We start from the raw sequence: 23,117 nt of genomic DNA, 5'->3' as shown, positions 1-23,117 counted from the left end.
CAAACCATGGTCACCCTGAACTGCGACATGGGGGAAAGCTACGGCAACTGGCGTTTCGGCGACGATGCCGGCATCATGCCTCATATCGATTGCGCCAACATCGCCTGCGGCTTCCACGCCTCGGATCCATGGACGATGCTGAAGACCGTGCGGCTCGCGCTCTCGCATGGCAAACAGGTCGGCGCGCATCCTTCCCTTCCCGATCGCGAGGGGTTCGGCCGGCGCGAAATGAAACTTCAGCCGGAGGAACTGACAGCCGCCTTCCTCTATCAGATCGGTGCTCTGACAGGGATCCTGGCCGCCGAGGGCGGGCGGCTCAGCCACGTCAAGCCGCATGGCATCATCTACGGCATGGCCGCTAACGACATGGACACCGCTCGGGCAATTGCCACGGCGGTCAGGCCGTTCGGTGTCCCGCTCTTCGGCATGGCGGGAACCTGCCACGAGACGGCGGCAGCGGAACTCGGCGTTGCCTTCGTGGGCGAGTTCTTTCCCGATCTTACCTACGCTGCCGGTGGCAGCCTGATCATCCCGCGCGTCCAGTCGGCCATCGACCTGACGCTTGCCGAGCACCGCATGGTGGGGGCGCTTACCCGACGCGAACTCGTCACGGTAGACGGCACGGTCCGCCCGGTTGACTTCGACACCGTCTGCATCCACTCCGATCCGCCGAATGCGCGCGACGTCGCCGCGCTGATGCGGCGGACCATCGACACGCATTCCAAAAGCCTCCCATGATTCATTTTTCTGTATCGTGAAGGCTCTGCGCATAGGATCGAGGACTATCTCGAACCCACAACCCGAACCATTTCCACAAGCCGCTGAGGACTTCCATGGATGCGCTTTCCAACTCTCTCGCCGCCGCCGACATCGCCACCACCATGCACCCCTACACCAACCTGCGTCAGCACGAACAAACCGGTCCGCTGATCATCAGCCGCGGCGACGGCATCCGTGTGTATGACGAACGCGGCAAGGAATATATCGAAGGGCTCGCCGGGCTGTGGTCGGTGGGCGTCGGCTTTTCGGAGAAGCGGCTGGCCGACGCTGCCTATCAGCAGATGCTGAAGCTGCCCTACTACCACACCTTCTCCTCCAAGGCGCATGAGCCATCCATCCGGCTCGCGGAGAAACTCGTGGAGATGACGCCGCCAAACCTGACGCGTGTCTTCTTCACGTCGTCGGGTTCGGAAGCCAACGACACCATCGTCAAGATGGTGTGGTTCATGAACAACGCGCTGGGCCGGCCCAAGAAGAAGAAATTCCTGGCGCGGACCAAGGGCTATCACGGCATCACCGTCGCCTCCGGCAGCCTGACCGGCCTGCCGATCAACCATCGCGACTTCGACCTGCCGGCGATTCCCGTTCGCCACCTGACCTGCCCGCACTTCTATCGTTTCGGCATGGAAGGCGAAGACGAAACCGCCTTCACGGCGCGCCTGCTCGCAGAGCTGGAAGCGGTGATCGCGGAAGAAGGGGCTGATACGATCGCGGCCTTCATAGGAGAGCCGCTGATGGCGGCTGGCGGCGTTCTGCCGCCGCCGGTCGGGTACTGGGAAGGCGTGGAGAAAATCTGCCGGGCAAATGATATCATTCTGATAGCGGATGAGGTGATCTGCGGTTTTGGCCGTCTTGGAACGCCCTTCGGCGCTCAGAAATACGGCTTCACGCCTGATATCATGACGGTCTCCAAGCAAATCACGTCGTCTTATATGCCGCTTGCCGCCGTCATTTTCTCCGATGCGATCTATCAGGCGATTGCAGACAACACCGCCACGATCGGCAATTTCGGCCACGGCTTCACGGCGTCGGGTCATCCGGTCGCGACAGCCGTTGCGCTGGAGAATCTCGCCATCTTCGAGGAACGCGATTTGATGGGCAATGCGGCCCGGATGGAAGCGGCCTTCCAGGCGGGCATTCGCTCGTTTGCCGATCATCCCCTTGTCGGGGAGGCCCGCGGCACTGGCCTGATCGGGGCGGTCGAGCTGGTTGCTGACAAGGCGACCAAGCGGCCTTTTGCAAAAATAGGCCGCGCGGGCGCGATAGCGTCGGCCATCGGTCACGAAGAAGGTCTCATCTTCCGCAGCATCGGCGACCAGCTGGCGCTTTGCCCGCCGATGATCGTGACGGGAGAGGACATCGCGGAAATCATGACCCGCATGTCGAGATCGCTGGACCGGCTAACCGGAGCCGTCGCGAAGGAGGGGCTGGAATGACCGGCGGACCTGCGGACCAGACCGGCATGACCGGAGGCGATCTTGCGGCACAGCGGCTCGCGGTTCTTGGCCGGTTTATGGCGGCGTGGAATGCCCATGACCTCGACGGCTTGATGGCCTGTATGGCGGAGGATTGCGCCTTCCATGGCTCGGCTGGACCCGAACCGAGCGGTCGCCGTCACATTGGACGGGAAGCCGTGCGGGCTGCCTATGCGGCTATCTTTTCAACCTTTCCGGATGCAGCCTGGTCCAATGGCAGCCACGAGGTCAGCGGAGATACCGGACTGTCTTCCTGGCGCTTCACGGGAACAACGGCCGCGGGAGACAAGATAGAGGTCGACGGCTGCGATATCTTCGTTTTCTCAGGCGCGCGGATTGCGCTCAAGGATTCCTATCGCAAGGCCCGGACGTAGAAGGTCATCGACCGATAAATTAAACCCGGCCCGCATCAAGCGGGCCGGGTTTCTTGCTTTGCGGGATGATGGGGGCCGAGCCGGCCGCCACGACTACTTCAAGAGCGCGTCAAGCGGGATCGGTTCGGAGATCGTCCAACTGTCGATGATCGCTGGCTTGCCTTTCTCGGTGTCGGCGACCAGGTATTTGGTCTGGTTCTGGTGGTGCAGTTCGGAGGTGAAGGTGCGGGGACCGAAGAGGGTCGGCTCGTTCTTCATTTTTTCGAGTTCCGCGACAACCGCATCGGCATCGATGCTCTTGGCGCGTTCAACGGCCTTTGCCCAGACGTCGATCATGACATAGCCTGGATAGACATACATGGAAGATGGGTCGCCGCCGGTCTTGGCCTTGTAGGCTACGTTGAACTTGGTGACTTCGGGGTTCGGGTCGTCGCCATAGATGGAACCCTGAACCGGAACGTAGAAGTTGGAAAGGTCAGGGACAGCCGACAGCCAGTAGCTGCCGTCCATGCCGGAGCCGTTGAGAATCATCGAATTGATGCCAGCGGCACGGATCTGTTTTATCGCCGAAACACCGCCCGGCATCATGGTGCAAAGCATGATCGCATCGGGTTCTTTTGGCAGGGCCTTGATACGGCTGATCTGGGCAGCGATTGAAGGGTCGTCGTTCTTGAAGGTGTCTTGACCCACAAGTTTGGCGCCCTTGGTCTCCAGCTTCGGCATCATCCAGTCGAAGCCATCGCAGATGCCCTTGTTGTATTCGGTCCAGGTGTCGAGCAGGCGATAGAAGGTCTTGGCCTCCTTCTTGTTGTATGCCCATTCGGCCATCGTCGCTCCCTGCACGGCCGCCAGCACCGATGCGGAGAAGCTGTGCGGGCCCACGCCCTGGATGCCTGCCTTGACCGATTCAGCGCAGAGGAAGAAGGAAACCTTGCCAGCCGCCTCGGCGGCGAGTGCCGCTGGCGAGCCGAAGTCGTAGTCGCAGGAGACGACGACGAGGTCTGCGCCCTGGTCGAGAACGGAAAGACCGGCCTTGGCGCCTTCGGCACGGTCGGACTTGGTGTCGGCTTTCACGACTTCAATCTTCTTGCCCAGAAGACCGCCAGCGGCGTTTATTTCGTCGATGCGGATCAGCGCGGCATCGGTGGCAGGCTTGTCGTAAGCCTCCATGAAGCCCGATTCCGCCGTGGCGAAACCGACCACGATCTTGCTATCGTCCGCCAAGGCTGGAAAGGCAGCCGTTGCGGTGAAGAGCATCGTTGCTGTCGCTATTTTCAGTTTGTTTATCATAGACTTCTCCTTTCAAGGTTACGGCGGCTTACAATCCGCCGGTCAGTCACCGCGGTTGCGGGTTAAAGAGATCTCGCGATTGCCGAAAACGCCTGCCGGACGAAGCGCCAGAATGATGATCATGATGATACCCAGGGCGATCTCCTGAAGGCCTTTCGGTATGGCGAAGGCGACGTCGCCAATGGAAACCCCGGCTTCCAGCCAGCGCAGGGTCTGGATGAGGGCCGAGAGGAACACGACACCGATCACGGCGCCCGAAAGGCTGCCCATGCCGCCAACGACAAGCATGGCGATGGTGATGAAGGTGAGACCGAGATAGAAAGTATCGGGCGTTACAACCCCGATGGAGTGGGCCATCAAGGCGCCACCGAGACCCATTATGGCACCGGAGATCACGAAGGCGACAAGCCGCTCCCTGGGGATATCGACGCCGGAGGCCGCTGCTGCCGTCGGCTCGTCGCGAGCGGCACGCAGCGCCAGACCGGAACGCGATATTGCATGTGCCCAGGCAATGAAGATCGAGATGATGGCGGCGATCAGATAGGGCCAGATCGAGCGGATGATCGGGATCCCGACGACCGACGATGTCCCGCCGGTGACGGTTTCCCAGTTGGAGTAGATCGTGTTGATCATCGCCAGCATGGCGAAGGTCGCGATGGAGGCGGCGATGCCCGACAGCCGCATCAGGACCCGCCCGAAGATCAGCGCAGCCAACCCCGCGAAGAGCGCGGCGATGATAGCCGCCTCCCAATAGGGCATTTGGGTCTTTATCAGCCAGCCGGGAAGACCGGTAAAGGCCATCTTCTTCATGATGGGATTGATCGTCAGCCACGCCGCCACATAGGCGCCGAGGCAGGTGAAGCCGATATGGCCGAAGCTCAGCACGCCGGAATTGCCGATAAATACATAAAGGCCGACGACGAGGATGACCCGGAGGAAGACGTCAATGATCACCTGATTGAATGGTCTCGATCCGGTCATCATCGTCAGCAGTGCGATGGCGATCATCAACAACGCCAGCAGGATCGGCGTGATGATGGTACGGCGCGCCAGCACGAAGGGCCGAGGGGGTTTGGCGACGATGGCGCCGGTGGTCAGGTGTGGCTCGATGGCCGGGGATGCTGCTGACATGGATCAGACCCTTTCCTTTGTGCCACGGGCCGAAATCAGGCCTTGCGGACGGAAGAGGAGGACGAGGATGACCGCGCCATAGACAAAGGCATCGCGGAACGGCCGGGCGTCGATGGGCAGCAAGACCTGCATGATCACCGACGCGGCACCGAGCAGGAACCCCGCCAGTACGGCGCCAGCCAGACTGCCAAGGCCGCCGATAACCGTTGCGATGAACGCCATCAGCATGATTGCCGCTCCCATCTGGATATCGGCGGTGCCGGTCTGGGCCACGAAGATCAAGGCAATGGCGCCTGCCAGCGCGCCAGACAGCGCGAAAGCCCCCATGATGACCCGGTTGGCGCGAACGCCGAGCATGCGCGCCATGGAGAAATTCTCCGCCGCCGCCCGCATTTCCAGTCCGAACCGGGTCCGGCGCAGAAAGACGGTGAGGCCCAATAGGATCAACATCGTCGCGATGATGGTGATGAGCTGGAGAAGCGGCAGCCGGGCGCCGAAAATCTCGACGGGCTGGGAGAGTTCGGGGAGGAGATTGATCGACTTCGGCCGGCTTGAGAAAAGCATCAGCAGAAAATAGCGAATGACGAAACCGAGCGCGAAAGAAGCAATCATCATCGTTGCCGGATTTGCCTTGCGGAACCGCCTGAAGACGACGATTTCGCACAGCACCGACAAGCCGGCCCCGCAGAGGAGCACGAAGGGCACCAGCAGGTACCACGGCAATTGGCCAGCGAAGACGATGGCCATGGCATCCGTCGACGGCCACAGCAGCGCGAAGACGCAGAAGGCGATGACGTCGCCATGCGCGAAGTTCACAAGCCGCATGACGCCGAAGATGAGGGCAATGCCCAGCGCGCCCAGCGCGTAGAGCGAACCCAGCGAGAGTGCGTCGAACAGGATCTGCAGCATCTCAATGGTCCTCGTAGCCGAAATAGGCAGCCTGGATCGCCTCGCCGTTGCCGAGTGTCCGGGCGTCGCCATCGAGCACGATCTGCCCGCCGCGCATCAGGATCATCCGCCCGCCCACCATCATCGCCCGGGCCGAACTCTGCTCCACGATCAGGAGCGTGAGCTGGCGCTGCGCACGCAGCGCGATCAGCCGCTCGTAGACCTGGTCGTTGATGTTGGGAGCGAGGCCCAGCGAAGGCTCGTCGATGGCTATAAGCCGCGGATTGGTCATCAGCGCGCGTCCGATGACCAGCATTTGCTGCTGCCCGCCGGACAGCAATCCCGCCTGCCCGTGCCGCCTTTCTTTCAGCATCGGGAAGGTTGCGTAGACGGCTTCGAGTTCGTCGGCCGCTCGGCTGCGCCAGCCGCGGTCGCGGGCGTGCATGCCAGCGCCAACCAGAAGGTTCTCTTCGGTCGTCAGCGAGCCGAAGACATCGCGCCCCTCAGGCACCATGGAGAAGCCGAGCCGGGCGATGTTCTCCGGCGCCTGGCCGGTGATCTCGTGGCCCGCAAGGCCGATCCGGCCGCCCGCCACCGGTGTCACGCCGGCGATCGCGCGCAGCAGCGAAGACTTCCCGGCTCCGTTCGGGCCGGTGATGAACAGGATTTCTCCTTCATCCATGGAGAAGGAGACGTCGCGGACCGCGGTCAGACGGCTATAGCGGATGGTGATATCGGACAGGGCAAGCAGGCTCATTCCATCACCTCCAGCACAGGCAGGTCGGTGTTGGCGGCCGTGCCCATATAGGCGTGGCGCACCTTCTCGCTGTCGCGGATCGCGGCGGGTGGGCCTTGTTCGATGATCGCTCCGGAATCGAGCACGACGATATGCTCGCAAAGGCCGAGCACCAGCCCGACATTGTGCTCGATGAGCAGGACACCGCAGCCTAGATCGCCGGCGATCTGTCTTATCAGTGCCGAAAGCTCCCGCGCCTCCGGTGTGCTCATGCCGGCGGCGGGCTCGTCGAGCAGAATGTATGCGGGTCGTCCCATCAGGGCACGGCCAATGGCGACACGGCGCTCATCCGTATAAGGCAAGGTTCCGGCGATGCGGGAGCCCAGCGCGCCGATGCCTATCCAGTCGAGCATCGCTTCCGCTTCGGCGACGGCGGCGCGCCGGCTCATTCCCAGACCAACGCCGGTTACCTCCAGATTGTCGAGCACCGGCAGGTCGCGGAAGAGCCGCCCACCCTGAAAGGTGCGGGCGATGCCGCGCCGACGGACCTGATGCGGCTTGAGACCCGTGAGTGCCGCCCCGTCGAGCTTGACGGTGCCTTCCGTCGGAGCCTGGAAGCCCGTCAGCACGTTGACCAGCGTGGTCTTGCCGGCACCATTGGGGCCGATGAGGCCAACGATGCGGCCAGGCGTAATCTGGAGGTCTACCGATGACAGGGCCTTCAGCCCCGCAAACGACACCGAGACGTTCTCCGCGCTCAGATGACTCATGTCCCTTTCCTTCTTTTGACCGACGGAAAGGCGCGAAGCATCCGGCCTTGCGGCCAGTCACGTTGCTAATGTCTTCCCCTGTCGGTTCCGGCGGTCTCTAACGGACTGCTCGGATGCCAAATTCACGCCGTTGCCCGGCGTCGTCTTGTCGTTTCGCGCACCGGATTTTGTCTTCCGCCACGCGCGGTCGGTTTTGGCCGACCGATCTCCTCGCCTCCGGCTCCTCCGCCGGCATTCTCCCGGCCGACGTCAGCCGGCCAGGTAGTCTTCAGCGCGCGCCAGCGCCGCGCGCTGTTCGGCTCGCGCGGCAAGCGCGCCTTCCAGCGTCACCGAAACGAAGCGCGCCGGAGTGTGCGGCTGGAGCTGGGCGATCAGATCCATGTCGGCCGATATCACCACGCCCAGCATCATGTAGCCGCCGCCCGAAACCGCGTCCCGGTGAAGAACGATCGGCTCCGTGCCACTCGGCACCTGGACGGATCCGTAGGGATAGCAGGCGTCGACGATGTTCGAGGGGTCGGAGCCCGCACCGAAAGGCTGCTCGCGCTCAACGAACTCCAGCGGCGTTCCACCACGGAAGCGATAGCCGATGCGGTCGGCTTCGGGCGCGACCTTCCAGGTTTCCTCGAAGAACCGATTGCCGGCGGCTTCGGTAATCCGATGCCAGTACAGGCCAGGAAGCATTCTGAGTTCCGCCGGATTGTTCCGCGCGCGGTGCAGATTTGCAGGCAGCGAAAGACCGGCTTTGCCCGAGCCTTCACCGATGGGAAGCTCATCGCCCGCCTTCAGCGTGCGGCCCTGATGGCCGCCGAGCGCGCCCAGAATGTAAGTCGAGCGCGAGCCGAGAACCACCGGTACGTCGATGCCGCCGGAGATGGCTAGATAGGCGCGCGCACCGCCCTTGAGAAAACCAAAGGAAAGCCGGTCTCCCGCCTTCACCGGAAAGCTCTCCCAGGTCGGCCGTTCCTCGCCGTTAAGTTTAGGGGGAGCTCTCCTCCCGTGACGGCGACGACCGCGGATTGGGTGAATTCGAGTTCGGGTCCCATGAAGGTGGCTTCCAGCACCGCGGCACCCGGATCGTTGCCGACAAGCAGGTTCGCGATGCGTGTGGCAAAGCGGTCCATGCCGCCGCCTTCGGGGATGCCGACATGATAGTGGCCCGGTCGGCCAAGGTCCTGCACGGAGGTGGAGAGGCCGGGAGAGATTACCTTAACGGCCATTGATAAGCTCCATCAGCTTTGCATTGGTGCCGTAAATGTCGCCGTTGAAGTCCTTCAGGCTGAAGGTGCACTCGCGAACCGTCGGTTGCCACCGATTGGCTTCGATTTCCTCCAGCGTGGCGTCGTAGTCATCGCGGCCAATGGCCTTGAACTTCACGATGTCGCCCGGCTTGAACAGGCACATATCATCGGAGAGGTAGCGCACCTTCATGGTCGGGTCGTAGATCGGCGCCGGGGTTATGCCATACATCTGGTAGCCGCCAGCGCCGCGCACCGAATAGATCGCAGCAAAGCAGCCGCCGTGGCCGATGGTGAGCTTGGGAGTGTCAGTGCGTGGACGCAAATATTTCGGCGCCTGAATCTGTTTCTTGCGCTCCACCATCTGGTACAGGAAGGGCAATCCGGCGACGAAGCCGACCATGGATACGAACCATGGCTGGCCGGAATAGGCCGCGACAAACTCTTCCACCGTGGCGTAGCCGTTGATGCGTGCCGAATATTCAAGATCGGTGGAGGATGGGTCCTGGTGGCGCTCGCGGAAGCGCAAGCAGGTTTCACGCGTCCATGGATCCTGGAAGTAAACCGGCAGTTCGATGATCCGGGTCTTCAAAACCGGGTCTGCCTTTGAGGCCGCCTCTTCCATCGACTTCAGTTCGCTGAGCAGATCCTGCGGCTTGACGATGTCCGGGTCGAAGCGAATCTGGAAGCTGGCGTTGGCCGGACAAATCTCGGTGACGCCTCTTATGCCTGCCGCACGCACCGCGTTGGTCATCGAAAGGCCAGTAAAGAAGGAAGTGAGCGACATCTCCTCGGACACCTCGCCGAAGATATGTTCGTCACCGCCGAAGTTGAATCGTATCGACATCGGTCCTCCTTAACCCGCCAATGCTGCGGCGTTTTCGATAAGCCAGCCTTCTAGCCAGCGTGTATGCACGTCTCCTGTCCGCACCGCGGGATCGGCGGCCAGCGCAAGAAACAGCGGCTTGGTGGTCTTGAGCCCGCCGATCCTCAACTCGTTGAGCGCGCGGATCAGGCGCATGATCGCCGCCTCGCGCGTCTCCGCATGCACGATCAGCTTGGCAAGCAGCGAGTCATAAAAGGGCGGCACCTGATAGCCTTGGTAGAGCATGGAATCGAAACGTACGCCCGGCCCGCCGGGAATGCGAAGCTCGGCCACCTGCCCGGGGAAGGGAGCGAACTCCTTCGCCGGATCTTCGGCATTCAGCCGTACTTCGATCGCATGCCCCTTGACGGAGACATCGCCCTGCCGAATCCGCAGCTTCTCGCCGCCGGCGATGCGAAGCATCTCCGCAACGAGGTCGATGCCGGTGATCGCCTCGGTGACCGGGTGCTCGACCTGAATGCGGGTGTTCATCTCGATGAAGTAAAAGCGGTCGGCGTCATCGTCATAGAGATACTCCACCGTGCCGGCACCGGAGTATTTGACCGCCTTGGCCAAAGCGACCGCGGAAGCGCAGAGCTCCTCGCGCAGCCCGTCGGAAAGTGCGCGCGACGGCGCCTCCTCCCAAACCTTCTGGCGCCGCCGCTGCAGCGAGCATTCCCGCTCGTAGCAGTGGATGGCATCGCTTCCGTCAGCCAGTACCTGCACCTCGATATGGCGGGCTTTGCCGATCACCTTTTCCATGTAGAGACCACCGTCGCCAAAAGCGGCGAGGGCTTCCGCTTCGGCCTGCGGAAAGGCCTGTTCGAATTCGGCGAGCGAGTTGGTAATGCGGATGCCCCGCCCGCCGCCGCCCGCCGCAGCCTTGATCATCACTGGAAAACCGGTTTCGGCCAGAACCTCGCGGCCGGCCTCGAGGCCATCGACCCGGCCAGCCGAGCCTGGCACCACCGGGACACCCGCGGCGGCAGCGGCCGATCGCGCCGAGACCTTGTCTCCCATCATCCGGATCGCATCTCCCGAAGGGCCGACGAAGACCAATCCAGCGCCTGTGACCGCATCCGAAAACGCGGCATTCTCGGCAAGGAAACCATAGCCAGGGTGAACGCTGTCACAGCCGGTATCGCGGGCGGCCGTCAAAATTGCTTCGATGTTGAGATAGGACTTCTTTGCCGCGGGGGGGCCGATGTTGACCGCTTCGTCCGCAAGCTGGACGTGGAGCGCCCCAGCGTCCGCGGCTGAGTACACCGCCACGGTGGCGATGCCCAGATCTTGTGCGGCCCGGATGATCCTGACCGCTATCTCGCCCCGGTTGGCAACCAGAAGCTTTTTCAGCATCAGTCGAGATCCGCAAGAGGTGCGCCGGCCATGATGGGTTCCTCATTGTCGGCAAGGAAGCGGATGTTGGTACCGGCCGTCTCGGCCCTCACTTCGTGGAACGACTTCATCACTTCGATGAGACCGATTACGTCGCCGGCGGCGACCGCGTCGCCATCCGCCTTGTAGGGCGGCTGATCTGGCGAAGCGCTCCGGTAGAAAGTGCCGGGAAGAGGCGAAAGAATCTGGGCCATAAAGAGCTCCGGAAAACTGCAGACAGGCTAATCTGGAACCGCCTGGGGGGCGGGTTTTGATAGATAGACTTCAGTGCCAAGGGGCGATTGCAGTGCGCACGGCCCTGGCTATTTCGATAGCGTTCGGCGTATCGGAATGCACGCAGATGGTGTCGCAGCGTACAGGGAAGAAACTGCCATCCTCTGCCGTTCCCTCGCGCTTGCTGATGGCGCGCACGCAACGCTCGGCCATCTCGGCGGGGTCCTTGGCGTCATGAACGCGTGTCAGGATCAGCTTGCCGGAGGCATCGTAGTCGAGATCGGCATAGAATTCGGCGACGAATGGGATACCGCGCTCCTGGTAGATCTTCTCGTGCAGGGTGCCTGTCATGCCGAACAGGGGCACGCCGAAGACCTCTGCCGCGTCGCACACGCCATGGGCGACTGCCTCCTGCTGCATGGCCATGAAGTAAAGGCTGCCATGCGGCTTGATATGGTGGAGCTCCACACCCTCGGCCTTGAGGAAGCCGGCAAGCGCTCCCACCTGGTAAATGATGGTGTTCCTGACTTCGTCGCGGGTCATCCGCATCTCGCGCCGGCCGAAACCCTGAATGTCCGGCAAGCCTGGATGGGCGCCGATCCTTACGCCACTCGCCTTGGCGCTGCGGACGGCGGCGTACATGTGATCGGGATCGGAAGCGTGAAAACCACAAGCGACATTGGCGACGTCGATGATCGGCATCATGCCTGCATCATCGCCAACCTTATAAAGACCAAAGCTTTCGCCCATGTCACAGTTTAGCGTCACCGCCATCGCATTGTTACCCCTCGAAGCTGCCGTCTTTGCGGCGTTGCAGCATTTTTTGCGCATGCGGGGGCACTTGTGAAATAGTAGTTTATTGATTGTGATATCAAAAAAACAGATAATGGTTCTGGGCCGGAGTGCGCCATGACCATCACCTTGAAACAGCTCGATTATTTCATCGCGACCGCCGAGAGCGGACAGGTCAGTCATGCCGCGGTGGAACTCAACATCTCACAATCGGCAGTCACCGCGGCGATAAAGACGCTGGAGGCTGACCTAGGCGTTCGGCTTTTGGAGCGTAACCACGCTGGCGTCAGGTTGACGATGGAGGGCGCGCGGTTTCTTGACCATGCGCGTGTTATCACTGGGGCCGTCGCTGCCGCTGTCCGAAGCCCCTTGCGCGACAGGAAAGGCCTGGCGGGCAAGCTGCGGCTGGGCATGACCTACACCGTCGTCGGCTACTACATGTCGCGCCACTACACGCGGTTCCGAAAGACCTATCCCGAGATTGAGGTCGAGGTGCTGGAACTGCCCCGAGACGCTCTTGAAAGCGGCTTGATGTGCGGGGAGATCGACATGGCTGTGATGCTGGTGTCCAACCTGGCGCATACCGAGGAATTGGCGCAGGAGGTCTTGATGCGGTCGAATCGCCGGCTCTGGCTTTCGGCTGACCACCACCTGCTCGCACGGCCGGAAATCAGCCTCGCCGACGTGGCGGCGGAAGATTATGTCATGCTGACGGTGGATGAGGCACGCACGACGGCCGCCCGTTACTGGGATGCCGCGGGGCTTTCGCTCCGCACAGTCCTTACCACCAGTTCGGTCGAGGCCGTGCGGTCGCTCGTGGCTGCAGGCATGGGGGTCACTGTCCTGTCAGACATGGTTTACCGACCCTGGTCCTTGGAGGGGCAGCGCATCGAAGTGCGCCGGCTTGTCGAGCCGATCCCCAGTATGGATGTCGGTCTGGCATGGTCGCGTGACAGACCAATCGAGCCGGCGGCGGCGGCCTTCCGGGCCTTTATGTCCGTGACCATGGGCGGCGGCGGCTAAGCTGCGGCCGTCAGACGGTCGATTTACCTTCGGGCTCGCTGGTTGCGTATTGGGACAACGTGCTCACGAGGAACAAGGTCCACTGATCGATGTTCAAGAACAAGCCGGATAGGAAGAAGGACGGCGCTTGGCCAGTGCGTCACGTTAGGCGCTTCGGAGACGGCATTCCGGCGCTGTGGGCGGCGGCGCCGCCGTCGACAGGGATAATCGTGCCGGAGATGGAGAAGCGACGATCTTGGTCCAAGCGGCAAAAGGCGGCGACGGTCGACAACAGGGGCGGCGATATCGTTTTCGAGGGCTAAACACCCGCGCCGCGGTGCACGAGGGGGATTGCCGAGGCCCGGCGCGGCAATCCCATGGTGACTCAGGCGCGGCTGTTCATCCGCTCGAACAAGGCTTCGCCTAGCTGGCGCGTTTGGGCGGAGATACCGACAAGCACCTCATCCTTGTCCGTTTCGAGCTGCGCAAGCGCTTCCGTGGCGAATTCTTCCGGACTGACCATCATACGGTTGGCTGTACCTTCACTGCGCGTGTTGCCACCAAGGTCGGTATCGACAATCGGTGGGGCCATCTCCACCACACGGATACCTGTCGATTTCAACTGATGGCGCAGGCTGAGCGTGAAGGAGTGAATCGCGGCCTTGGTGGCGCAATAGACGGGAACATCAGCCATCGGCGAGAAGGCCAGCCCCGAGCTGACGTTGATGATGCAGGCTTGCTCGTGCTGCCTGAGGGTCGACAGCAGCTTGGCGATCAGATGGATCGGCGCCGTGAGGTTGATCGCCACTTCCTGATCGAGAGTTCCGACCTCCGGATCCCTATTGAAGTCGCGCCGATGCTGAACGCCGGCATTGTTGATGACCACATTGAGGGCCGGATGGTTCGCTTTCAGCCAATCGACCATCGACCGGCGACTTTTGGTATCGGCGACATCGCAGATGCGGGTGACCAGCGCGGGCACTTCTTCTTGCGCCTTGTCAAGAACGGCTTCGTTTCTGCCGCAGATGATGACCTGGTTGCCTTTTTCTGAAAGGCGTCGTGCAAGCGCAAAACCGATGCCGGTCGCGCCGCCTGTGATGAGGATTGTGTTTTCTGTGAGCTTCAAGATCGTGCGTCCTTCTGATGAATCGAAGGTGCGCCGACCAAGCCTTAGGCTTTTCGATATGCACACCTCTATGACCGGCAAACCGGTCAGGCTACGCGCCGGACAGGATCGCGCCAGGTTCCGCGCCCGGATTCCTGGTCAAACGCTCCCAGTTTTCATGGGCAAGCTTCGCCTTATCGGCGCTGTCGAGCGTCAGATCTTCTACGAAACGCCGTGCGTCGCCTCCTGGGCGATACTGGTAGGGATAGTCCGTAGAAAACAGAATGCGGTCGGGGCCGACAGCACTGATCGCCTGCTGCAGATAGGCCGGACTGAACATGCCGCTGGCGGTCAGATAGAGATTGTTGCGGACATAATCGACAAAGGGCCGCTGCAACCCTGACACCCGATCGAGCATTGCGAGCCGCTCGAGATAGAAGATCACCATTTCTCCCCAGTGGCCAAGAATCATCTGAAGGTTGGGATGGCGGTCGAATACCCCGGCCAGGACGACGCGGACGAACTGGATGCCGGCCTCGTAGTGCCATCCAAGACCAAAGGTCGATAATGCAAGGTCAATCGGCGCGCTGAACCCCGCATAATAGGCGTTGCGAATGCTCGTCTGCGGAATCTGAGGATGGATCAGCAGCGGGACACCCAGCTCCGCCGCACACGCGAATGTCGGTTCGAAGATCGCATGGTCCAGATTTTTCTCACCGACGCGGCCGTAGAGAATGGCGCCCTTGCAGCCGAGCTCCATGACACAGCGCTCGAGTTCCTGCGCGGCTGCGTCAGGGCTCGCCGATGGCAGCACTGCCAGTGCCTGGAATCGGGATGGCTTCGAGGCCACGGTTTCGGCCAGGAGATCATTGACCCGGCGGGCCAGATCGACGGCGTGATCCGCAAGGTTGTTGAGGCCGGGCGTCGTCAGGGAGAGAACCTGCACGTCGACACCCGTTTCGTCCATAAGCGCCAGGCGCTGCTCACCAAGATCAGCGAGGCGATTGCCTAGGATCCCGGGATTGAGCCCGAGTGTTCCGTCATCGGCGCCGGGAATGGTGTTCCACGCATGTTGCACCTCCTCGGGGAGTACATGCTCTTCGATCGCGATGATCTTCATTTCTGCTCCTTCTAACACTTGCGGCCATTCTCGTTGGCTTGACAGCGGGCCGCCCTGCCGAGGCAGAGCCGCCTTGCGGCCAAATGGCCCGGATAGTGGCGCTCAGGACTTGGCGGTGAGCTGATCGACGACTGCCTCGCCGACGCCGTGCGCGGACGCCGGGTTCTGGCCGGTGATCAGGCGGCCGTCGACCACAACCTTCTCCGTCCAGTTCGGGGCCGGCTGGTGCAGCGCACCCCGCTCCTTGAGAGTGGTCGCGAGCAGATAAGGCACGACTTTCGTGTACTTGACCTCCGCCTCCTCCTCGTCGGTAAAGGCGGCGACCTCCTTGCCGGCGACGAGATAGCTGCCGTCCGAGAGCGTCGCGTTCACCAGCGCGGCCGGGCCATGGCAGACGGCGGACACGATGCCGCCTGCTTCGTAGATCTCGCGGATGACACGCTGGACAGCCACGTTGTCAGCAAAGTCCCACATCGTGCCATGGCCGCCGGCGAAGAAAACCGCCGAATAGCGTGACGGGTCGAGCTCGCCGAGGATCAGCGAGTGGGCGAGCGCGTCGCGGAATTCCTGGTCGTGCCAGAAGCGGTCGTTGACCGGATCCTTGAGGTCGAAGAAATCGATCGGCGGATGTCCACCGCGGATCGAGGCGATCTCGGCCGGAATGCCGGCCTCGCGGAACACTGCAAGCGGATGCGTGAGCTCGACCATGGCAAAGCCTGTCGGCTCGCCGCTGTCGCCGCGGATCGGATGGCTGGTGACAACGCAAAGAATGGGCTTGATATTGTCTGGCATTGTTATGTTCCTCGTGATTTGAGCGAGGTCATATCGATGACGAAGCGATACTTCACGTCGCTCTTCAACATGCGCTCATAGGCTTCATTGATCTGTTGGATCGGAATGATCTCGACATCCGAGATGATGCCGTGCTGACCGCAGAAATCGAGCATCTGCTGGGTCTCGGTGATGCCGCCGATGAACGATCCCGAGATTGCCCTGCGGCCGCGCACAACGCCGCCGGCATTCACAGGCGTGCCAAGTGGCCCCATATAGCCAATCAGGACAAGCACGCCTTCCAGCGCAAGCGTCGGCATGTACAGGTTGACGTCGTGGTCGTAGGGGACTGTGTCGATGATCACGTCGAATTGGCCGGCAACGGCCGCCATCTGCACTTGATCGCTCGACAGCACCACATGATCGGCGCCGAGGCGAAAAGCGTCCTCATCCTTGCCGGTTGACCGGGTGAACAGCGTTACGTCGGCGCCGAGCGCCTTGGCGAGCTTCAGCGCCATGTGGCCGAGGCCGCCAAGACCGATCACGGCGACCTTGCTGCCTTCACGGACATTCCAGCGGTGAAGCGGCGACCAGGTGGTGATGCCGGCGCATAGGAGCGGCGCGGCCCCGGCCGGATCGAGTCCATTGGGCAGAGCGAGAACAAACTTGTCCGACACCAAGATCATGTCGGAATAGCCGCCATAGGTTGGGCTGCCATCGTGCCTGTCGATGCTGGCATAGGTAAAGGTCGCGCCTTCGGCGCAGTCCTGCTCCCATCCCTTGAGGCAGGGTTGGCAGTGCTGGCAGGAGTCGACCATGCAGCCGACGCCGACCATGTCACCGGCCTTGAAGCGGCTGACTTTGTCACCGACCTGTCGAACCCTTCCGATGATCTCGTGCCCGGGAACGATGGGATAGGTCGTGAAGCCAAAGTGATTGCGGGCCAGATGCAGGTCCGTATGGCAGACCCCGCAATAGAGGATGTCGATCACGACATCGTCGGGTCGCGCAGCGCGCCGCTCGAAGGCGAAAGGCTCGAGAGCCCCGGTGGCCGATGGTGCGGAATAGCCCAGCACATTCATTGTCCGTATTCCTTGTCGATCCAGGCGGGGTTGAAGCGCTTGACGAAACCTGCTGCGCCCGCCGAATACGGCGGGCGCGAAGTGCTCCCTGATTTTGCGCAGTCTCAGGCGTTCCCGGACGCGAACAGCGCTTCCCAATTGAGGAAAGGGCCAAGCGGGATAACATCCCAGTCGATGAGCCCGGCCTTGGCCAGCGGGAACTCGCTCAGAGCCTCTTTGGCGGCTTCGATCGAGTCGCATTCGGCGATGATGGCCACGCCCGGACGGTCCTGGCGGAAATAGATGTCGCGCACGATACCGCTCTTGTAGGCCTGCCAGGTATGGCGGACTTCATCCGCCATATGCGGTTGATACCGTTCCATGGTGGCGCCGGGTTGAGGAATGTCGAGGCAAAGCAGTTTCATGGTGAGGCTCCTGGGTTGGGGAAAAGCGGATCAAGCGGGCTGGAGCCGGCGCACGGTCTGGGCAACGCGCCGACCCATATAGGCAGCCGTCTCCAGATCGCTGTTGCCGGGAGCAACAATTCGGTGGGTGACCGCCGGACCGCGACCGTCCAAAATCGTTGGCGTGTTTTTGTTCTTAGCGTAGAATGAGCGTTAGCGGTGGCGACAGTTCTTCCCGTTTTTGGTTCCCACCATTCTACAATGCTCATACCCTTCCTGGGACCAGTCGCTAGATGCGTAATCGATTTGACGGCGTGCCGGTATTCGTTGAGGTGGTTGAAGCGGGTGGATTTGCCAAGGCTGCCGAACGGCTTGCGCTCACTCGCTCTGCTGTCGGAAAGTCCATCGCACGGCTGGAAGAACGGCTCGGTGTTCGCCTTTTTCACCGGACGACCCGCACGCAAAATCTGACGGAGGACGGCCAGCAATATTACGAGCGGTGCCTGCGTGCGATGGCGGAACTGCTGGCCGGTGAGTCCCTTCTCGAATCGGGAAGACGCGACGTCGTGGGAAGGCTGCGCGTTTCCATGCCGGTGCTGTTTGGCCGCTATTGCGTAGCGCCTGTTCTTCTCGCTTTCGCCCGCGAGCACCCACAACTCGAACTCGATCTGAGCTTCAGCGACAGGCAGGTCGATCTGATTGCCGATGGCGTGGACCTCGCGGTTCGCAACGGTGTCTTGGGCAATGGTGCTGGATTGCAAGCGCGGCGCATCACCAGCCAACGCAAGGTCCTCTGTGCCGCTCCCGCCTATCTGGCCTCCAAGGGTGCTCTCGATGAAATTGCGGATCTGGCAGCCCATGACACGTTGCTCTATTGGCGCGCCGATCATGGACAAGCCTGGCAACTCCCAGACGCAAGCGGCAAGCTCATCGACGTCTCGGTCACGTCGCGGCTTCGGTTCGACGACCTCGAGGCCATCGCTAACGCCGCCGTCGACGGTATGGGTCTGGCCTGGGTTCCCCACTGGCTCATCCGCGATGAGTTGCTTGCCGGCTCTCTCGTTGCATTGTGGGCCAATCGTCCAAGCGCCTCGATGGAGTGCTACGCTGTCTGGCCGGCCACTCAATATTTGCCGCTGCGGTCACGACTGGCAATCGATGCTCTGGTCTCCGAGTTGCCGAAACGCGTGGCTGGCTGATGCCGCAGCTTTGCCATCTGTCCGATCACGCTCTGAGGCAGAGTTACAAGAGCGGCATCGCGGTCGCCGCCGCGATGCTCTGCGCGAACCTGCCCGACATTCCTTCGTAGGCGGTGTTCGTCATCGAGATGACGCTTCTCCTCCTGGCGAAATCGATACCCCACCAATTGCCATATGTTCCGCCCCAGGAAACCGATCCTTTGCTCCAGTTGCTGCCGGTGGACGCGGGGTCGATCAGGGCAGCGCCTAGCCAGGAAAAACCCCAGCCCGGGCCCATCGCCTGAGCCTCCGCGCCGACTCTGGGCGTCCTCGCCGCTTCACGAAGATCCTCGCCCAGCAAAGCGCCGGTGCGGTAAGCTTCAAGCAGGGTCAGCACGTCGCGCGCGCGGCCGGCCATGCCCGAACCGCCCGATGGCCAGGCGGTCGCGTCCCGAATGCGCTCCGGATCGAAGCGAACGCCGGGGCCTTCAACGTAGCGCTGCGGCACCTCGACACCTATGGTCATCCGCACTGGCGCCGGTGAGCCATCGTGGTAGGGGACGGCAATATTCGCTTCGGGCCAATGAAACGCAGCACCCAATTGTAGCGGCTCCGTGACGAGGGCGCTGATCGCGCCGTCAAGGGTCGTGTCGGTAATTGCCGCAATCACGCCGCCCAGAACGTCCGTCGCAATGGAGTAGCGCCAGCCTTCGCCGGGAATGCGATCCAATGGCACGCTAGCGATACGGGCGAGATTTGCCTCGAGTGAGCCGCGGCTCTCATCAAGACCATCCGACACCCCAGCACGGGCATAGGGTCCATCGGCGGGTTGCTGGTTGCGGTAGTCCAACCCGGCCGTATGCGCCATCAACTGACCAATTCTGATGTCGGCGATCGAGCCATCGGCGAGACGAGGCGTAAACCCGGGCAGATATTTCGTCACCCTGTCTTCGGGCGACAAACGTCCGGCCTCCATCAATTTCAACGCGGCCATGGTTGTGAAGGCTTTCGTCACAGAAGCGAAACGGAAGGGCGTCTCGACGTGCATCTGTCTCCCTGTCTCCCGGTCAGCAAGGCCCGCCGCCCGCTCGTAAACGATCTCGCCGTCCTCGGCGACGAGCACGACGCTACCGGCGATCCGGCCCTCGGCAAGCGCGTCCTCGATCGCAACATCGATCGCGTTTGCCAGGCTGTTCGACCGTGCCTTTGGGGCCAACTCTTCGGTCATATTTTTAACTCCTGTGAAAGATGCTCCCTAGATGCTCCCGCTTGATCGTGAAGTCGAGTTAGGGCATGCTTCAAGAGCCTTGAAGCAGGGATTAACGATGGGCCCCGATCTTTTCTCGCTGCTGCCGACATTCCGCATGGTCGCCACGACCAGCGGCTTCACCGCCGCCTCCGGCCCGTTGGGGATAACGCCGTCAGCGGTGTCGCAGAAGATTCGGCAGATTGAATCCCTTGTCGGGGTCCGGCTTTTTGAGCGCACAAGCCGTAGCGTCCGGCTGACCGAGGCGGGCCGCCTCCTGCTTGAAAACACGGACCGAGCGTTCATTGACATCGCGGACGCACTCGACCGGGTTCGGACGGTTGGCAAGCGGCCGGCAGGAAATTTGCGGATCAACCTGTCGCGGCTGGCGGCCCAGGTCTGCATCTTGCCGCGACTGGTCGCCTTCGTCCGGCACTATCCGGACATCACAATTGAACTCGCAACCGACGATCGATTGTCCGATATCGTAGCTGGTGGCTTCGACGCTGGCATCCGTTTTCAAGATACACTGGAGATGGATATGATCGCTCGCTCCATCGGTCCACCCCTTCGCCGCTCAGTGCTGGCATCGCGCTCCTACCTGGAAGCTTTTGGCACCCCTCAGCACCCTAATGATCTGGGGAATCACCAGGTTATCCGTTACAGGTTTCCGGGGAGCCAGCGATTGGAGCCGTTGACCTTCAACGTCGACGATCAGGTTTTTCGTCTCGATCCGCCACCGCGACTGGTGTTCGACGACAATCACCATTTCGACTTTGCCGTTCGCTCGGGCCTGGGTGTCGCCCAACTCTACAGAGCGACGGAAATACCTGCCATCGAGGCAGGTGAACTGGTTGAGCTTTTGACAAGATTCGAGCCGAGTCCTGTCCAGTTCAAGCTGTACTATCCCACACGCAATCAGCCGCAAAAACTTCGAGCATTCATCGATTGGTTTTGCGGTTAAGTCCATTCATTGCACAAGCCGCCAATACCACGCAGCATGGCGGCGTCCGCAGGCCGTTTCGAGAGCGGTGATCCCTCAGCTCGAGTCCTTCATCTCAATCGAGTGTCGTTCGACGGTGCTGCCAACCGATGACGGTCGGCGTAGCTGGCGGCAATTGCATGCACTGATGGAGCGGGGCCTGATCAATCGGACCTGCCCCGCGTCATCATCCTGCCGCATCATCGCCTGTCGAGACACGGCTGCCGGACTCGCGCCTTTTCCCATGGCAAGATTTGTCGCGAATTGCTGTTTGCGCCAGCGACAAACTGGTCCCTATCGGCGTCTTGCGCATTTCGGGAGGCGAAATCGGATTGGACGAACAAGCGGTTCAGAAAATCCGCCGTCTCCGAAACGGTGCTCTCCGCTCGTGCCTCCGATATCTGCGAACAGCGTTCCTGAAGTGATCGAATGTGAATTGCTCATCCCAGATCACTGGTCGATGGAACCGAGGAGGGCCACGCACACATCCTGGAGAACCCGTGGTAGGACATCAAAGGCATAGCCTGTGTGCAAACGTTCGAGCGGCGTGTGGTAGTCTCGACCCCATGGGCCAATGTTAATGGTCGGTATGTTCGCAAGCCCGTGCGCCCTGGGCCATCGGACGCCGTCTCTCCACATTGGCGTGTTCTTGCCGACCGCATCGAAACCCGACGCGGCGGCCTCGCCAAAGAAGCTCATGTCCGAAATGCCGGCGAAATACTCCGTGCAACTGATATCGCTGCCGTAACAGACGCTCGATCGAGCTGCTATGTCGGCGGCGATTGCCCTCAGCCTCGCTGCTATTGGCGCATCTGAAAGGTTCGTTGCCAGATAGGGGACCGAGCCAAACCCCGTGATGATTGCCGGGCCTGGGAGCTGGCTCAGCTTCCAAGCCTCCTCGGTCACGATCCGGCACTGTTCGGGCAAAGGGAAATCGCCGGCGGCGATGGAAGTGCTGAGCGCGTCAAGCTTCGAGATCGCTCCCGCATCGAGACGGCTCAGCACGACATCGTAGCGATACGACGGGATTGTCTTGGCGATGAAATTGCTGGCCCTCGAATCGAGGCGTCGGGTGAGTTGCGCCTGATAGTCGCTCGCCGCATCGAGGCATAGCCTGTCGAAACGCTCCAGCACCTCATCTGGCGCTCGGCGATAGCTCAGTACATTGAACGTGGCAAAGGCTGTCGCTGGCGTGGTCACGTCATAGCCGGCCTTGCCATCACGGATGCTGAGAAGGCTTGGCGGTGTTCCCGCCAGCGACTGGGAATTGTCAGTAAGCTCCGTCGCCCATTCAACGCGCGCCGCGATCGCGGCAGCGAGTGTACCCGCATTGAGCCCATTCAAGGGAAAGCCGCTGTGGGCGGGGACGCCAACCACGAAAACGGTCGGCAGCAATTTGCCGACAGTTCCCAGCGCGATGACCCGACCCTTGCTGCCGTCGCCATCGTCGGCGATGGCGTCAAGATTGATGGCGGCCGCAATATCGAGGTCGTGCTCCCTGGCAATTTCAGGCAGCATCTGGACCGCCTTGCGCGCCCCCGCGGAATTGTTCTCTTCGTCGGGCACGCCGATGAAGAGCAAATTGCCGACAGGCCGGACACTCTCGGCAAAATTGGCGCAGACGGCCAATCCGGCGCCAAGACCAGCCTTCATGTCGAGCAGGCCACGGCCGGCAAGGAATTCTCCTGAGGCGAGATCCGTTTTCGCCAGTTGGCCGGCGGATGTCTCCGCCCTGCTCAAGCTCTTGGCCAGGGCACGGGTGAGGTGTTCCGGTTCGGTCGCCAGGTCTTCCAATTCACCATAGTCATGGGTCGAGACGGTGTCGTAGTGCCCGGTCAACACGATGGTGCCTCGTCCCGCACCCCGGACCAGCATTGCCACGCAGTGGCGGCCATCCCCGGGTTCAACCTCGATCGTCCAGATTCTTGCGTCTCGAAACACAGTCTCCGCGCTAAGCGCGTCGGCAAGCCACAACCCGAACGACGCCTCGCCATCCGTTCCGGTGACACTTTTCTGCTGCGTCAAGGCAATCGCCCAACGCTTGGCGCGCTCGAACAGATTGCTTGTTGTCGAGTTGCCCATCATGTCCCCGGTCAAATGGCAAAATTCGATAGTAGAGGTTGGGGACGGGGCCTCAAGTGCATGCGTGGCCGTGTGTGATGGGCCACCGCCCGTCGCCCATCGACCGCTGTGGACCTGGATGGTTGACGGGGCAGGACACGCCTGTACCTCGTATCCATGGTTGGCGGACAACCAGGCACAGTACTGGTCGCACCGACCCGCTCAAATTATTGATCTAGC

Annotated in this window: 22 protein-coding genes and 1 pseudogene; 6 read left to right on the top strand and 17 right to left on the bottom strand. The window is 61.6% G+C overall.

Annotated features, from left to right (window positions below; translation table 11 throughout):
- Positions 1-6: 6 nt before the first annotated feature.
- The 3 genes from AC56QX_RS31990 (at position 7) to AC56QX_RS31980 (ending at position 2,629) form a co-directional block, all read left to right on the top strand.
- On the top strand, positions 7-738 hold the full coding sequence (locus tag AC56QX_RS31990) for a LamB/YcsF family protein (protein WP_497112537.1): 732 nt from the start codon (positions 7-9) through the stop codon (positions 736-738).
- Positions 739-833: 95 nt separating this feature from the next.
- The gene (locus AC56QX_RS31985) at positions 834-2,216 is read left to right on the top strand and encodes an aspartate aminotransferase family protein (protein WP_497112536.1); all 1,383 of its coding nucleotides are present in this window, start codon (positions 834-836) and stop codon (positions 2,214-2,216) included.
- Positions 2,213-2,629, top strand: coding sequence for a nuclear transport factor 2 family protein (locus AC56QX_RS31980; protein ID WP_497112535.1), 417 nt, complete (start codon positions 2,213-2,215; stop codon positions 2,627-2,629). The genes AC56QX_RS31985 and AC56QX_RS31980 overlap by 4 nt, the downstream gene beginning before the upstream one ends.
- A gap of 93 nt (positions 2,630-2,722) precedes the next feature.
- Here the strand turns inward: AC56QX_RS31980 and AC56QX_RS31975 are convergent, their stop codons facing one another.
- From AC56QX_RS31975 to AC56QX_RS31930, 10 genes and pseudogenes are all read right to left on the bottom strand, one after another.
- A complete protein-coding gene (locus AC56QX_RS31975; protein WP_497112534.1) occupies positions 2,723-3,919 on the bottom strand; it encodes an ABC transporter substrate-binding protein in 1,197 nt (398 codons plus the stop codon).
- Positions 3,920-3,961: 42 nt separating this feature from the next.
- Positions 3,962-5,050: a branched-chain amino acid ABC transporter permease gene (locus AC56QX_RS31970; RefSeq protein WP_497112533.1), complete on the bottom strand. Its 1,089-nt coding sequence runs from the start codon at positions 5,048-5,050 to the stop codon at positions 3,962-3,964.
- 3 nt (positions 5,051-5,053) lie between these two features.
- On the bottom strand, positions 5,054-5,959 hold the full coding sequence (locus AC56QX_RS31965) for a branched-chain amino acid ABC transporter permease (protein WP_497112532.1): 906 nt from the start codon (positions 5,957-5,959) through the stop codon (positions 5,054-5,056).
- 1 nt (position 5,960) lies between these two features.
- Positions 5,961-6,695, bottom strand: a complete 735-nt coding sequence (locus AC56QX_RS31960; protein ID WP_497112531.1) for an ABC transporter ATP-binding protein — start codon at positions 6,693-6,695, stop codon at positions 5,961-5,963.
- Complete coding sequence (locus tag AC56QX_RS31955; protein ID WP_497112529.1) at positions 6,692-7,444, bottom strand: ABC transporter ATP-binding protein; 753 nt, start codon at positions 7,442-7,444, stop codon at positions 6,692-6,694. Before AC56QX_RS31955 ends, AC56QX_RS31960 begins: the two co-directional genes overlap by 4 nt.
- 249 nt (positions 7,445-7,693) lie before the next feature.
- Positions 7,694-8,664: pseudogene (locus AC56QX_RS31950) on the bottom strand (5-oxoprolinase subunit C family protein).
- Positions 8,654-9,529 carry a 5-oxoprolinase subunit B family protein gene (locus tag AC56QX_RS31945; protein ID WP_497112528.1) on the bottom strand — a complete coding sequence of 292 codons (876 nt, stop codon included), beginning with the start codon at positions 9,527-9,529 and terminating at the stop codon, positions 8,654-8,656. Before AC56QX_RS31945 ends, AC56QX_RS31950 begins: the two are co-directional and overlap by 11 nt.
- 9 nt (positions 9,530-9,538) lie before the next feature.
- Positions 9,539-10,903, bottom strand: a complete 1,365-nt coding sequence (locus AC56QX_RS31940; protein WP_497112527.1) for an acetyl-CoA carboxylase biotin carboxylase subunit — start codon at positions 10,901-10,903, stop codon at positions 9,539-9,541.
- Positions 10,903-11,136 (bottom strand): acetyl-CoA carboxylase, encoded by a 234-nt coding sequence (locus AC56QX_RS31935; RefSeq protein ID WP_464611883.1) that lies wholly within the window; start codon positions 11,134-11,136, stop codon positions 10,903-10,905. Before AC56QX_RS31935 ends, AC56QX_RS31940 begins: the two co-directional genes overlap by 1 nt.
- Positions 11,137-11,206: 70 nt before the next feature.
- On the bottom strand, positions 11,207-11,929 hold the full coding sequence (locus AC56QX_RS31930) for a LamB/YcsF family protein (protein ID WP_497117999.1): 723 nt from the start codon (positions 11,927-11,929) through the stop codon (positions 11,207-11,209).
- Between the two features lie 135 nt (positions 11,930-12,064).
- Here AC56QX_RS31930 and AC56QX_RS31925 point away from each other — a divergent pair, with 135 nt between their 5' ends.
- A complete protein-coding gene (locus AC56QX_RS31925) occupies positions 12,065-12,970 on the top strand; it encodes a LysR family transcriptional regulator (protein ID WP_497112526.1) in 906 nt (301 codons plus the stop codon).
- A gap of 364 nt (positions 12,971-13,334) precedes the next feature.
- Here the strand turns inward: AC56QX_RS31925 and AC56QX_RS31920 are convergent, their stop codons facing one another.
- The 5 genes from AC56QX_RS31920 to AC56QX_RS31900 form a co-directional block, all read right to left on the bottom strand.
- On the bottom strand, positions 13,335-14,075 hold the full coding sequence (locus tag AC56QX_RS31920) for an SDR family oxidoreductase (protein WP_497112525.1): 741 nt from the start codon (positions 14,073-14,075) through the stop codon (positions 13,335-13,337).
- Between the two features lie 91 nt (positions 14,076-14,166).
- The gene (locus AC56QX_RS31915; RefSeq protein ID WP_497112524.1) at positions 14,167-15,174 is read right to left on the bottom strand and encodes an amidohydrolase family protein; all 1,008 of its coding nucleotides are present in this window, start codon (positions 15,172-15,174) and stop codon (positions 14,167-14,169) included.
- Between the two features lie 102 nt (positions 15,175-15,276).
- Positions 15,277-15,966 (bottom strand): type 1 glutamine amidotransferase domain-containing protein, encoded by a 690-nt coding sequence (locus AC56QX_RS31910; RefSeq protein WP_497112523.1) that lies wholly within the window; start codon positions 15,964-15,966, stop codon positions 15,277-15,279.
- A gap of 2 nt (positions 15,967-15,968) precedes the next feature.
- The gene (locus tag AC56QX_RS31905) at positions 15,969-17,027 is read right to left on the bottom strand and encodes an NAD(P)-dependent alcohol dehydrogenase (RefSeq protein ID WP_497112522.1); all 1,059 of its coding nucleotides are present in this window, start codon (positions 17,025-17,027) and stop codon (positions 15,969-15,971) included.
- 104 nt (positions 17,028-17,131) lie between these two features.
- Complete coding sequence (locus AC56QX_RS31900) at positions 17,132-17,431, bottom strand: YciI family protein (protein ID WP_497112521.1); 300 nt, start codon at positions 17,429-17,431, stop codon at positions 17,132-17,134.
- A gap of 272 nt (positions 17,432-17,703) precedes the next feature.
- Here AC56QX_RS31900 and AC56QX_RS31895 point away from each other — a divergent pair, with 272 nt between their 5' ends.
- Positions 17,704-18,609 (top strand): LysR family transcriptional regulator, encoded by a 906-nt coding sequence (locus tag AC56QX_RS31895; protein ID WP_497112520.1) that lies wholly within the window; start codon positions 17,704-17,706, stop codon positions 18,607-18,609.
- 43 nt (positions 18,610-18,652) lie between these two features.
- Here the strand turns inward: AC56QX_RS31895 and AC56QX_RS31890 are convergent, their stop codons facing one another.
- Positions 18,653-19,816, bottom strand: coding sequence for a serine hydrolase domain-containing protein (locus AC56QX_RS31890; RefSeq protein WP_497112519.1), 1,164 nt, complete (start codon positions 19,814-19,816; stop codon positions 18,653-18,655).
- A gap of 31 nt (positions 19,817-19,847) precedes the next feature.
- Between AC56QX_RS31890 and AC56QX_RS31885 the strand changes: the two genes are divergently transcribed.
- Positions 19,848-20,798 (top strand): LysR substrate-binding domain-containing protein, encoded by a 951-nt coding sequence (locus AC56QX_RS31885; RefSeq protein ID WP_497112518.1) that lies wholly within the window; start codon positions 19,848-19,850, stop codon positions 20,796-20,798.
- 468 nt (positions 20,799-21,266) lie between these two features.
- Here the strand turns inward: AC56QX_RS31885 and AC56QX_RS31880 are convergent, their stop codons facing one another.
- The gene (locus AC56QX_RS31880; protein ID WP_497112517.1) at positions 21,267-22,898 is read right to left on the bottom strand and encodes a M20/M25/M40 family metallo-hydrolase; all 1,632 of its coding nucleotides are present in this window, start codon (positions 22,896-22,898) and stop codon (positions 21,267-21,269) included.
- Positions 22,899-23,117: the final 219 nt, after the last annotated feature.

The sequence above is a fragment of the Mesorhizobium sp. RCAM 06353 genome (assembly GCF_059683585.1).
The sequence above is the reverse complement of the archived record's forward strand: the minus strand, read 5'-3'. Positions and strand labels throughout refer to the sequence as shown.